Origin of the sequence: Acinetobacter sp. YH12120, assembly GCF_013418795.1 — a bacterium.
GTDB classification, from domain to species: Bacteria; Pseudomonadota; Gammaproteobacteria; order Pseudomonadales; family Moraxellaceae; genus Acinetobacter; species Acinetobacter towneri.
In genome coordinates this window covers 164,766-176,990 of record NZ_VPBI01000001.1, presented here as the reverse complement: position 1 = coordinate 176,990, position 12,225 = coordinate 164,766, and the positions used below count along the sequence as shown (strand labels likewise).

Below are 12,225 nucleotides of genomic sequence, written 5' to 3'. Positions count from 1 at the left end.
CTGAAATGCAGGCTAAAAATAAAAACTAGCGAAAAATTATAGCATATACGCCTGTGTTTTTGTGCTTTAGAGATGATCTTAATCTTGTTAATTTACTTAAATTTAACGGTGATTTTTTAGGCAAAAAAATATTCACACCCAAGAAACAAAAGTGCTTCATATTTTTAAGAGTCACGTCAAAATATCTTCAACATATACTTGCTCGATATGTACCCACATATACGCTAAGTTCACATAATGTACTTAAAACCAATCACTGCATCTAAATTAAAAAAGACAATAAAAAACGCCCCTATGCTATTCACATAGAGGCGTTTTTGACTGTGTTCAGTAATTAGATTTTAGATACTAACTCTGGAACAACAGTGTTCAAGTCACCCACTAACCAGTAGTCAGCTACTGCGTTGATTGGCGCTTCTTCGTCTTTGTTGATCGCAACGATCACTTTAGAGTCTTTCATACCTGCCAAGTGCTGAATCGCACCAGAGATACCCACAGCGATGTACAAATCAGGTGCAACAATTTTACCTGTTTGACCTACTTGCATGTCGTTTGGTACGAAGCCAGCATCTACTGCTGCACGTGAAGCACCTTGTGCTGCACCAAGTTTATCCGCTAATGGATCAAGCACTTTGTGATAGTTCTCACCAGAACCTACACCACGACCACCTGAAACCACAATACGCGCTGCTGTTAACTCTGGACGCTCTGATTTCACAATTTCTTCAGAAACAAATTTAGAAATACCAGCATCACCTGTCACAGTAGCAGCTTCAACCGCAGCTGAACCACCTTCTGCAGCCACTGGGTCAAATGCTGTACCACGTACAGTACCTACCACAATCGCCTCTGAAGATTCTACAGTTGCAATCGCGTTACCTGCATAAATTGGACGCTTGAATGTCTTTGCAGAATCTACAGCGACGATGTCTGTGATCATACTAACATCAAGAAGCGCAGCTGCACGCGGTAAAATGTTTTTACCTGTTGTTGTAGAAGCAGCAAGGATATGGCTATAACCTTTGCCTAATTCTGCAACAAGTTTTGCTACGTTTTCAGCCAATTGGTTTGCATAAGCCGCATCGTCAGCAAGTAATACTTTGCTTACGCCTGCAACTTTAGCTGCTTGGTCTGCAACTGCTTGTGCACCAGAACCCGCAACCAATACAGTGATATCACCACCGATTTTTTGAGCTGCAGCAACAACGTTTAATGTTGCACCATTTAGTGCTTTATTGTCGTGCTCAGCGATAACTAAAATACTCATGATTTTTATCCTTCTGTATTAGATCACTTTCGCTTCGTTTTTCAATTTTTCTACAAGCTCATCTACAGATTTCACTTGTACGCCCGCTTTACGCTCAGCAGGTGCTTCAACTTTTACAGTTTTCAGCTTAGTACCTGTTGCAACGCCATAATCTGCAGGAGATTTGGTGTCTAGCGGTTTTTTACGTGCTTTCATGATGTTTGGAAGTGCCGCATAACGTGGCTCATTCAAACGTAAGTCAGTGGTGATGATTGCAGGAAGTGCAAGCTCAACAGTTTGTAAACCACCGTCAATTTCACGTGTTACCTGAACTTTGTCGCCATCTACTTTTACTTCTGAAGCAAAAGTACCCTGACCTGCACCAAGTAAAGCGCCTAGCATTTGACCAACTTGGTTAGAGTCGTCATCAATAGCTTGCTTACCCAATAAAATAAGTTGTGGTTGTTCTTGTTCAACAACACCTTTTAAGATTTTAGCCACTTCAAGTGCACCAATCTCATCGGCTGTTTCAACCAAAATACCACGGTCTGCACCAAGCGCCATTGCAGAACGAATTTGTTCCTGCGCTTCTTTAGGACCAATGGATACCACTACGATTTCTGAAACAGTTCCTTTTTCTTTTAAACGAACCGCTTCTTCCACTGCGATTTCACAGAATGGGTTAATTGACATCTTAACGTTAGTTAGGTCAACTCCACTATTATCCGGCTTAACGCGAACTTTAACGTTGGCATCTACCACACGTTTTACAGCAACAAGAGCCTTCATGTAATCCTCGGCTGTTTTAGCAAAAGTAAATATTGAGAAAAGTTAATAATAACTCTTCGCTTTAAATTTTTTAGGTGTCCTATCTTGCTATGTGATCGGCATTTCGGTCAAGTCAGAATTGTCTAAACAAGGCTAAAAATGCCGAAAATTAACTGAACGATGCGTTCATACTTTTTTATTTCTAAAAATTAACAAACCAAGCGACGATTATATAAGCAATTTTAAGCTTTGATTTATATTATGTTTTTTATTTATTTCCCTCATCAACAAGATTGATTGAAATGCAATTCAAATTGAGTTCCGCCGACAATTTAAGCAAAGTTCCTTACATAAAACCCCATAATCTGACTGTCATTAAAGATAGAAAACTTTATTTTTTGCAGTATTTTTTCAGATATAAATGCTCTTTTAAAATGTGACTGCTGGTTCACAAAACTGTATTCAGCAGTTTATTGGGTATGAAATAAACAATCTGTTTTATTTTGATGGATATTTATGCGCTTTCACCACGCCACCTCCCTGATAAAGGGCATAAAAAAAACTCAGCTCAAACTTGCTGAGTTTCTAAAAAGTCACGGTGGATATGACTTAAATCTATCAACTCATAGGCCTGTAAATTAAAAATTTCCCAAACTGCAATAAAATCTTCTTTTACATCTATTTTACTACCAGCGGATGAGCGTGCTTGCCACTGCTGATCTGAAATCCATAAATAGCTTTGTTGCGTTTGCGGATGAATCGCCTGCATTTTACCTTCGGCATTAATACCCTGCACTAAACAATCGGCAGGTAGTTCTTGCTCGATCATCGGCAAGCTTATTTCGACAAAATGTTTCACTTGACGCAAGCCATAACCTGCAAAAATTTCTTTTTGGCTTGGGCTTAATTGTTCATATTTTTCTTGAAGATTCGAAATCATGGTTTTGCCTATCATTTGATATCCAAAGTGTTATGCAGTGGAACAAAAAATAATGTCATCCATGTCTATTATTCGTGTGACCCACTCTTTCTGCTTCTTTATACTGCATAACGCACTTTTTTATTATTCTACAATAGTTGCAATGACATCTTGGTGAAAGCGCTTTTACTTAAAGTATTAAGTACAGCACAAAGGCTTTACAACTGACTGTGAGAAAAATATTTGCAGTATGAAATAGCTATATTTTAACTTGCAAAAATAATGCCGACTTTAGGTAAAGCTTTACTTTTTACTCGCACGTGGATGTGCCTGATCATAAACTCGCGCTAACTGATCAAAATCGACATGGGTATAAATTTGCGTGGTGCTTAAATTGCTATGCCCAAGCATTTCTTGGACTGCACGTATATCCCCACTATTCGACAGCATGTGACTTGCAAAACAATGTCGCAATAAGTGCGGATGCAAATCGACATTAACGCCCGCACGCTGCGCCTGAAACTTCACCCGATTTTCAATTTGGCGTGCTTTTAAGGGTTCACCTTTTTGAGTAATAAACAATGCTGCATCGGGTACAAAATCGCCCTGCCATAAAGGGTAAATCTGCAGCCATTGCATCACCGCATCTTTGGCTTTGCGACCAAAAGGCACTATACGGGTTTTATTGCCTTTACCCGTAATGCGCAGCAATTGACGGTTAAAATCTAAATCGCGGATACGTAAACTTTGTACCTCTGCTAGGCGCAAACCACTCGAATAGAGCAATTCTAAAATCGCTTTATCGCGTCGCCACATTTGTTGTTGTACTTCAGTTTCAGGTTCAGGCTGATCCAAAATTTGATGAATCGTTTCAATATCAATCAAACCCGGCAAAGGTCGTGGCTGACGTTTTAGCTGAAAATTATCAATTGGATTAAATTGTAAATACTGCCCTTGCTCGGCCCATTTCATAAACTGACGAATCGCTGACAACATGCGCTGTAAACTGCTGCTATTTAACTGTTGCTGTTCTACTTTTTGCGCTAAATAATGGCGCAAATCTGCAGCCTCTACATCATATAAGGCAAGTTGTTGTTGCTCACAAAAGCTAAAAAAATCGTTTAAATCGCGTGCGTAGGCTTTTAACGTATGCGGTGACTGCTGTTGTATTTCTCGTTCTTTGAGCCACATCTTTAATAGTTGCTGCGGATCGTACATTAGTCACGCTCCGATTGCTGAACTGCGGCAAACTGAGATAAATAAGCAGCAATGTGTTCAGCCGCCTGATCTGCATGTGTTTCTAAAAACAAATGATCACCATCATGCACAATTTTTAATACGGCTTGTGGAAATTGTTGTTGTAAAAACTCACCTACCGCCAGTGGACTTATCGGGTCTTGATCACCCCATAACAACAAAATAGGCATGTTGATTTTAGCAAAGTCTACCGTGTAATCGGCCTTTGCCTCTACAAACCAGTCAGGATAATTTAAATCACTTGCTTGATAGTCTTGTCGCCAATCTTGCACCTGAAAACTGCTTAAATCCATGCCACCAGATGTTGCAACCAATACTAATCCTTTGACTTTTTCTGGATATTGCAACGCGGCAGCAACTGCAAAAATACCACCCATCGACTGTGCAATGATAATGCAATCATCTGGGATATTCGCCAACACATAAGCCTGCAAACTTGCAAAATCATGTACCTGTGAATGTGCAGGTTGATGATTAAATTCAGGATAAGCCACAATTTTTACAGCATTCTGCCACGGCAATTTTTCAATTTTTTCGATTAGCGGATGAAAAAATGCGGTATTGCCTGAAGCGCCAGGTAAAAAAATCAGTTGCGGCATAATGAGTAGAAGTTTTTAGAGTGACATTCAGTACAGCATACCTAATCCGTGCTGCAAGATACAAAAAAGCACCATTCGTTTTGAAAAGTGCTTTTAAGTAAGATAAGAGCTGTTCATGTTAGAACGAAACATCAGCCCTGAAAATAATTTAAATCCAAACGACCGTGATAGACATTAGCAGTTGGCCCTGTCATCCACACCACATCGCCTTCACGCCATTCGATTTGCAACTTACCACCTGCCAGTTCAATTTCAACTGAATTAGACAATAAGCCACGGCGCATACCCGAAACGGCTGCAGCACATGCACCTGTACCACAAGCCAAGGTTTCACCTACGCCACGTTCAAACACACGCAAACGCGCATGTTTTTCGTCAATGATTTGCATAAAACCTGCATTGACGCGCTGTGGAAAACGCTCGTGTGATTCCACTTGTGGGCCAATACCTGCAACATCGGCAGTCAATACATCAGGCACAATGGTCACAGCATGAGGATTGCCTATGTTCACCACATCAATGGTCAATGCAGCACCATCTTTCAGCGCAATGTCATATAAGTTATCAGGCTCATCGGCAATGAATGGAATCTCATGCGGCAAGAATTTTGGATAGCCCATATTCACCCGCACCCAACCGTTTTGCCCCAATTCAGGCTCTACAATGCCTGCCTTGGTTTGCACCTTGATTTTGGTTTTGGTCGTAAGCTGACGTTCATGCACAAAACGTGCAAAACAACGCACACCATTGCCGCACTGCTCCACTTCAGAACCATCGGCATTGAAAATGCGATATTTAAAATCGACATTTGGTAAATCGGGCGGTTCCACAATCAGGAGTTGGTCAAAGCCAATCCCGAAGTGGCGGTCTGCAAGGCGTTGAATAGTCAGCGCATCCAAATACGCACGCTGGCTGATGAGATCAACCACCATGAAGTCATTGCCCAGACCATGCATTTTGGTAAATTCTAATAACATCTCGAATTCCCCTTATGGCAATAAACGCTCTCTTTCCCACAGCGATTCAATGCTTTCACGTTCACGAATTAAATGTGCTTGATCTGCATCGACCATGACTTCAGCTGCACGACCACGGCTGTTGTAGTTAGAACTCATCACAAAACCGTATGCGCCCGCACCCATTACAGCTAAAACATCATTTTCTTTGATCGCAAGCTGACGTTCTTTACCCAAGAAATCACCTGTTTCACAAATTGCACCAACCACATCCCACTCTAGCGTTTCAACATCAGTACGTGGGGTTACGGGCTGAATGTCCATCCATGCTTCATATAACGCAGGACGGATTAAGTCATTCATGGCAGCGTCAATAATCGCAAAGTTACGATGATTGGTCGGTTTGAGTAAATCAACTTTTGTTAGCAGCACGCCCGCATTGGCAGAGATACTACGACCCGGTTCCATATACACTTTAAGACCTAACTTTTCTAAAGCGGGACGTAAAGCATTGGCATATTCTTCAACCGTTGGTGGAGTTTCATCTTTATAAGTCACCCCTAAACCACCGCCAATATCAATGTGTTTTAGCTGAATACCCATTTCTTTTAAGGTATCAATCATCACAATCACGCGATCTAAAGCATCGACAAACGGTTGTGTTTCGGTCAATTGTGAACCGATGTGACAGTCAATTCCAACGATATCTAAGTTTGCTAAAGAAGCCGCATATTCATAAGTGCTATATACCGAATCAGACGGAATCCCGAACTTGTTTTCTTTTAAGCCTGTAGAAATATAAGGATGGGTTTTGGCATCGACATCTGGGTTAACCCGTAATGAAATTGGTGCTTTGACATTCATGCTTGCCGCAACTTTTTGAATACGGTCTAATTCTGCATGCGATTCTACGTTAAAGCAGGCAATCCCAACTTCCAACGCTTTTTGAATATCGGCTTCAGTTTTACCTAAACCTGAAAAAACAATTTTCGATGCATCACCACCTGCTTTGAGAACACGCGCCAATTCACCGCCTGTCACAATATCAAAACCTGCACCCAACTTAGCCAATACATTCAATACCGCAAGATTCGAGTTTGACTTTACCGCAAAACAAATTTGATGATCGATAAAGTGGAAAGCACGATCCATATCTAAATAATGCTTTTCAAAAGTCGCTTTTGAATAAACATAGAGTGGTGTGCCAAATTGCTGTGCGAGTTGTTGTAGCGAACATTGCTCGGCGTGCAAAACCCCTTGAATGCGGGTAAAACTCATGAATGTATCCTTTATCTAGAAAGCGTTAAGGTGTAGTCGATGTAGATGCAGCAGGTGCAGCAAACTGCTGTTGCACAGGTACGGCTGTGTCTGACGATGTTGCCGATTGCGTTGCACGTTTAGGCGCAGCATCTGGATATAACAAATATTTTGCGCGTTTGTCGTAATTTGGGTCATTGGGTAACTGTAATGTACCTGACTGACCACAACCGACCAAAACCACTGTTGTAAGCAAAACACTCATGCAGCAAATGACGGTACGCATCTGACCACCTATAAAATATTTTCGATGAAGTATAACGCGATCACTGCCGCGACCAAAGTGCTAATGCAGAGAGATTATATTGAGCTTAGTAAAAATTCTAGCTTACTTACTATTCTGCTGGCATAGATTGACCTTATCAGGTCTGAAAAATTGCGACTTCTGACACAGATAAAGTCAATTTTATTTCAAGGCATCAATTGTCAAAATCTAAAAACTATGCAAAAAATATAACGTGCTTAAAACCAAGTTCTTTTAACAGGAAGTTTTAAAGACTGGCATATCACTTGCTTAATTTTTACAACTGTTCAACTACAGTCACAAACTAAGCATTTATACACTGCGTTTATAAGAAGAAATTTATGCAAAATTTACAATCGATGATGGAAACCCTAAGCGGTTGGGTCTGGGGTCCATACATGCTGGTTCTCATTGTGGGAACGGGCGTCTTCCTCACCTTCCGCTTATTGTTCTGGCAATTCCGCATGCTGCCACTGGCTTTTAAACAAGTCTTTTGCAAACACGACAAAGCGCAAAAAGAACCGGGCGATATTTCACATTTCGCATCACTGATGACTGCACTCTCTGCCACCATTGGTACGGGAAATATTGCAGGTGTTGCAACGGCTTGCGTCCTCGGTGGCCCGGGTGCAGTGTTTTGGATGTGGATGACTGCCCTGTTTGGTATGGCGACCAAATATGGTGAAGGTGTTTTGGCGGTTAAATACCGTATTAAAAACGAAAAAGGGCAAATGTCAGGCGGCCCAATGTACTACATTGAACGCGGACTAAAATGGAAATGGCTCGCGATTATCTTTGCCTTTTTTGGCACAGTCGCCTCGTTTGGAATTGGTAGTTCAGTACAATCCAACACCGTAGCTTTAGCAGTTGAAAATAGCTTAGGTGTAGAAACTTGGATTACTGGCGTGGTAATTACCGTATTTTCTGCATTGGTGATTTTGGGCGGAATTAGCTCGATTTCCAAAGCATCTTCGGTGATTGTTCCGATTATGGCCATTCTGTATGTTACAGGCGGTTTAATTATTATCCTGAATAATTTACACCTTGTCGTGCCTGCATTTGAGCTAATTTTCCGTGATGCCTTTACTGGTGAAGCAGTTGCGGGCGGTGCAATTGGTGCAGTAATTCGTTACGGGGTTGCACGTGGCGTATTCTCCAACGAAGCAGGGATGGGTTCTGCCCCAATTGCTGCTGCGGCTGCAAAAACTGACCACCCTGCGCGTCAAGGTTTAGTGTCTATGACAGGTACCTTCATTGATACCATTATTGTCTGTAGCATCACGGGGATTGTTTTGGTAATGGGCTTCATTATGGCAGGTAATAGCTTTGGTGGTGCAACAGGTGCTGTACTCACCACACAGGTTTTTGACCAGTTATTGCCAGGCTTTGGTGGTTGGGTCGTCACTTTCGGGATCATCTTCTTCGCCTATTCCACCATTCTCGGTTGGAGCTATTATGGTGAAAAATGCTGTACTTATTTATTCGGCGAAAAATACGTGTTGATTTACCGCTTAATTTATATTGCTTCAGTGTTCATTGGCACCATCGCCACCCTAGATTTAGTCTGGTTATTTGCCGATACCTTTAATGGTTTAATGGCTGTACCAAACTTAATTGCCTTGTTGTTACTGTCTGGTGTGATTGCCAAAGAATCCAAAGACTTTATTGCGAAGCGCAAGTCTGGCGAGTTGTATTAGGGTCTGTTGACAATTCGTCTATGTTTGCGGCAACGCATATTTTTTAGCTGATATAAGGCATGGGACAGGAGATTTAGTCATTCTAAATGACTGGCGCATAACGCAATAGCAGCAAAAAATATGCTTGCCCTGAAAGGCTGTGGCTAAAACTTTCTCAGATTGCGTTATGAAACTTGGCAATAGTCTCGCTATTCCCTGCGTTTCATGCCTAATCTGCTCAGTTTTAGCCTACAGCGCAAGCCATTTATGAAATGTCAACAAACCCTAAATAAACCCAATTCATTGAATTATTCCGTTCAAATCATAAATCATACAATCACCCACGTGGTTGTATGATTTTCCATGAAAAATCCAGATAACATTCATTTCGCGAACATTCCTCTGTATGCTGTAGTCAGTTTTTAATTGATGCAATGACTGGGTTATGGCAAAAGTAAAAAGTGTCTATCGCTGTGAACAATGTGGTGCAGATCATCCTAAATGGGCAGGTCAATGTTCAGAATGTGGGGAATGGAACTCACTTCATGAGGTCAGTATTGCCCCTGCGGTGACGCATCGTGCCCAACCTAAAATGGGCGGTGGCTATGCAGGACAAGCGGCCGCCATTACCACGCTTAATAAAGTGTCTGTATCGCACGAAACCCGTTTAACAACAGGCATTGGGGAATTTGACCGTGTTTTGGGTGGCGGTTTGGTTACGGGCTCTGTGGTACTGATTGGTGGAGATCCTGGTATCGGGAAATCGACCATTTTGCTACAAACTGCGACTCACATGGCGGCTGCCAATAACACCGCTTTATATATCACAGGTGAGGAATCTCTTTCGCAAGTGGCGTTACGTGCTCAACGCTTAGACTTACCCACCGATCAACTGAAAGTCATGGCAGAAACCTGTGTCGAACGGATTTGTGAAGTTTTGGCGCATGAACGCCCTGCGGTAGCCATTCTGGACTCGATTCAAACTTTATATACCGAAACGTTGCAGTCTGCTCCAGGTGGTGTTTCACAAATTCGTGAATCAGCTGCCTTGCTGACTCGTTTTGCTAAAAATAGTGGCACTGCGCTGTTTATTGTCGGTCATGTGACCAAAGAAGGGGCTTTAGCGGGGCCGCGCGTCCTTGAACACATGGTCGATTGCGTCTTGTATTTTGAAGGACAGTCAGACTCACGCTACCGTATGATTCGAGCAGTCAAAAACCGTTTCGGTGCAGTGAATGAACTGGGCGTTTTTGGCATGACCGATAAAGGCTTACGCGAGGTTGCCAATCCATCTGCGATATTTTTGAGCCGTTATGATGAGGCAATTCCAGGTTCTATTGTCATGATTAGCCGCGAAGGAACGCGACCACTTTTAGTTGAAGTACAAGCTTTGGTGGATGATGCACATGGTCAGCCTAGACGTGTGGCTTTAGGTCTGGAACAAAACCGTCTGAATATGCTATTGGCGGTGATGCATCGGCATGGCGGCGTACAAACTTCAGGGCAAGATGTGTATGTGAATGTGGTCGGCGGCTTAAAAATTACCGAAACAGGTTCAGACCTTGCTGTACTACTTGCCTGTGCTTCTAGCTTGCGTGGCAAAGCCCTGCCACAACAATTGGCAGTATTTGGTGAGGTCGGTTTATCGGGTGAAATCCGCCCAGTACCAAATGGTCAGGAACGATTAAAAGAAGCTATTAAACACGGATTTAAATATATTATTGTGCCGCGTGGCAATGCCCCACAAAAAGCCATTGCAGGTGTGCAAATTATTGCGGTGGCGCGTTTGCATGAAGCCTTAACTGAAGCCATGAATTTAAGTGAAAACTTAGGTTAAATCCTTGGATGATATTTTTTCAGTTTCAAGAAAAAATATCATATTTATATTGAAATTCGCAGCAAATGCCTGCATAAATACACAGCTTAACTTTATTTTAATATAGGAAAATTTGATGGAAGTTCGACAGCGTGGTTTGATCGCAGCAATGCTCACAGCGACTTTATTGGTAGCTCCGTTAGCAGCAGAAGCAAAACGTGCAGGTGGCGGTAAAAGCCATGGCATGAGTCGTTCGGCTGCTCCAACTCAGTCTTACCAACAACCTCGTCAAACAACGCCAGCACAACAACCAACAACTGCACCAGCACAGCAAAAATCTGGTCCAGGCGTAGGTGGTATGGTTGCTGCAGGTGTTGCAGGTGCGGCAATTGGTGCGGTTGCTGCCAATGCCTTGGCCGATGATCAAGCTGCAAGTGCTGCCGAAGCGCAAGAGGAAAAAGGCGGTATTCCAAGCTGGATTTGGATTTTACTCGCTGCTGCTGTTGCCTTCTTCATTTTCCGTAAGATGGGCGCAAAAAAAAAACTAACGCCTAATCCGTATGCGCCAAATAGCGGTGCCAATCAGGCACCGTTTGCGCAAACACCACCTGCTGCAGCGCCACGTAACGACAATACCAATATTTTTGGTCAATCTGTTGGGGGGTCTGCCGCTTCTACCCAAGCGCCTTTTGGTCAAGCTGCCAATAATAACGCGCCATTTGGTGCAGCTTATACCAACAGTGGCAATCAATTGCCTGATGGTTCAGAGCCTGCAACCTTTTTACGTGTAGCGCGTCAGCGTTTTAACCATATTCAGTCTATGAACACAGCCAGTAATATCGCAGAAATTCAGCGTTATTTAACTCCTGATTTATATCAGTCGATGTATCAGGACATTATGGCAAACCAAGACCAAGATGTAGCAGAGTTTTCTAACTTGAATGCCATGGTGGTCGATTCTGCAACTGAAAATGGTCAATATGTCATAAGTGTACGCTTTACAGGTACAGTCAGCGAAGACCTGAACAGTTTACCGCAACCATTTACAGAAATTTGGCACTTTGTAAAACCTGCAGGCTCTAATCAAGACTGGTTAGTGGCAGGTATTCAGCAAGAGCAATAATTTCAATGGATCTAGAAAAACAGCGACTTCGGTTGCTGTTTTTTATGCCTTTCTTTATCTAAGTTGAGACCCATCATGTTTAAACAGCACGTTTAAATCTTCTAAGACATCAACACCGAATACATCCACACTTGCCACACAAAACCAAACCCTCGATTGATTAGATCTATCAAAAAGTATCATCATTCATCAATACAGTTTATTTAGCCCACCTTCTCTTTGTATCTACCCAGAGATAAATCAAATCACGTTATCCGTATCACTTTGGTTATTTCCAGTCGATCTCCATTTACTTAGCCAACAA

The 12,225-nt window shown here is 42.3% G+C and carries 11 protein-coding genes; 3 read left to right on the top strand and 8 right to left on the bottom strand.

The genetic code is table 11. The features are described 5' to 3' along the window. Positions 1 to 334 precede the first annotated feature (334 nt). The 8 genes from FTU58_RS00890 to FTU58_RS00855 form a co-directional block, all read right to left on the bottom strand. On the bottom strand, positions 335 to 1,267 hold the full coding sequence (locus tag FTU58_RS00890) for an electron transfer flavoprotein subunit alpha/FixB family protein (RefSeq protein WP_004971866.1): 933 nt from the start codon (positions 1,265 to 1,267) through the stop codon (positions 335 to 337). A gap of 18 nt (positions 1,268 to 1,285) precedes the next feature. Then, positions 1,286 to 2,035 carry an electron transfer flavoprotein subunit beta/FixA family protein gene (locus FTU58_RS00885; RefSeq protein WP_096901145.1) on the bottom strand — a complete coding sequence of 250 codons (750 nt, stop codon included), beginning with the start codon at positions 2,033 to 2,035 and terminating at the stop codon, positions 1,286 to 1,288. A 547-nt stretch (positions 2,036 to 2,582) separates the two neighbouring features. After that, positions 2,583 to 2,954 (bottom strand): hypothetical protein, encoded by a 372-nt coding sequence (locus tag FTU58_RS00880; protein ID WP_004971871.1) that lies wholly within the window; start codon positions 2,952 to 2,954, stop codon positions 2,583 to 2,585. A 282-nt stretch (positions 2,955 to 3,236) separates the two neighbouring features. Beyond that, a complete protein-coding gene (gene xerA, locus FTU58_RS00875) occupies positions 3,237 to 4,151 on the bottom strand; it encodes a site-specific tyrosine recombinase/integron integrase (RefSeq protein WP_004971874.1) in 915 nt (304 codons plus the stop codon). After that, positions 4,151 to 4,789, bottom strand: a complete 639-nt coding sequence (locus FTU58_RS00870) for an alpha/beta fold hydrolase (protein WP_096900946.1) — start codon at positions 4,787 to 4,789, stop codon at positions 4,151 to 4,153. The genes xerA and FTU58_RS00870 overlap by 1 nt, the downstream gene beginning before the upstream one ends. A gap of 131 nt (positions 4,790 to 4,920) precedes the next feature. Continuing rightward, positions 4,921 to 5,766, bottom strand: coding sequence for a diaminopimelate epimerase (dapF, locus tag FTU58_RS00865; RefSeq protein WP_004971880.1), 846 nt, complete (start codon positions 5,764 to 5,766; stop codon positions 4,921 to 4,923). Positions 5,767 to 5,778: 12 nt separating this feature from the next. Next, positions 5,779 to 7,023 carry a diaminopimelate decarboxylase gene (lysA, locus tag FTU58_RS00860; protein ID WP_004971882.1) on the bottom strand — a complete coding sequence of 415 codons (1,245 nt, stop codon included), beginning with the start codon at positions 7,021 to 7,023 and terminating at the stop codon, positions 5,779 to 5,781. 25 nt (positions 7,024 to 7,048) lie between these two features. Further along, positions 7,049 to 7,288 carry a lipoprotein gene (locus tag FTU58_RS00855; protein WP_004971884.1) on the bottom strand — a complete coding sequence of 80 codons (240 nt, stop codon included), beginning with the start codon at positions 7,286 to 7,288 and terminating at the stop codon, positions 7,049 to 7,051. Between the two features lie 359 nt (positions 7,289 to 7,647). Here FTU58_RS00855 and FTU58_RS00850 point away from each other — a divergent pair, with 359 nt between their 5' ends. The 3 genes from FTU58_RS00850 to FTU58_RS00840 all read left to right on the top strand — a co-directional run bounded on the left by FTU58_RS00850 (position 7,648) and on the right by FTU58_RS00840 (position 11,921). After that, entirely contained in the window at positions 7,648 to 9,003 is a 1,356-nt protein-coding gene (locus tag FTU58_RS00850; protein ID WP_096900947.1) for a sodium:alanine symporter family protein, read from the top strand. 424 nt (positions 9,004 to 9,427) lie between these two features. Then, entirely contained in the window at positions 9,428 to 10,819 is a 1,392-nt protein-coding gene (gene radA, locus FTU58_RS00845; RefSeq protein ID WP_104853204.1) for a DNA repair protein RadA, read from the top strand. Positions 10,820 to 10,934: 115 nt separating this feature from the next. Then, positions 10,935 to 11,921 (top strand): Tim44 domain-containing protein, encoded by a 987-nt coding sequence (locus tag FTU58_RS00840; RefSeq protein WP_004971891.1) that lies wholly within the window; start codon positions 10,935 to 10,937, stop codon positions 11,919 to 11,921. The last annotated feature ends 304 nt before the right edge of the window (positions 11,922 to 12,225 follow it).

What these genes read in the sequence shown, in the direction of transcription:
- FTU58_RS00850 (WP_096900947.1), top strand. Translation starts at nt 7,648, where the DNA reads ATGCAAAATTTACAATCGATGATGGAAACCCTAAGCGGTTGGGTCTGG.
- FTU58_RS00855 (WP_004971884.1), bottom strand. Translation starts at nt 7,288, where the DNA reads ATGCGTACCGTCATTTGCTGCATGAGTGTTTTGCTTACAACAGTGGTT.
- xerA (WP_004971874.1), bottom strand. Translation starts at nt 4,151, where the DNA reads ATGTACGATCCGCAGCAACTATTAAAGATGTGGCTCAAAGAACGAGAA.
- FTU58_RS00885 (WP_096901145.1), bottom strand. Translation starts at nt 2,035, where the DNA reads ATGAAGGCTCTTGTTGCTGTAAAACGTGTGGTAGATGCCAACGTTAAA.
- FTU58_RS00890 (WP_004971866.1), bottom strand. Translation starts at nt 1,267, where the DNA reads ATGAGTATTTTAGTTATCGCTGAGCACGACAATAAAGCACTAAATGGT.
- lysA (WP_004971882.1), bottom strand. Translation starts at nt 7,023, where the DNA reads ATGAGTTTTACCCGCATTCAAGGGGTTTTGCACGCCGAGCAATGTTCG.
- FTU58_RS00840 (WP_004971891.1), top strand. Translation starts at nt 10,935, where the DNA reads ATGGAAGTTCGACAGCGTGGTTTGATCGCAGCAATGCTCACAGCGACT.
- FTU58_RS00870 (WP_096900946.1), bottom strand. Translation starts at nt 4,789, where the DNA reads ATGCCGCAACTGATTTTTTTACCTGGCGCTTCAGGCAATACCGCATTT.
- FTU58_RS00880 (WP_004971871.1), bottom strand. Translation starts at nt 2,954, where the DNA reads ATGATTTCGAATCTTCAAGAAAAATATGAACAATTAAGCCCAAGCCAA.
- radA (WP_104853204.1), top strand. Translation starts at nt 9,428, where the DNA reads ATGGCAAAAGTAAAAAGTGTCTATCGCTGTGAACAATGTGGTGCAGAT.
- dapF (WP_004971880.1), bottom strand. Translation starts at nt 5,766, where the DNA reads ATGTTATTAGAATTTACCAAAATGCATGGTCTGGGCAATGACTTCATG.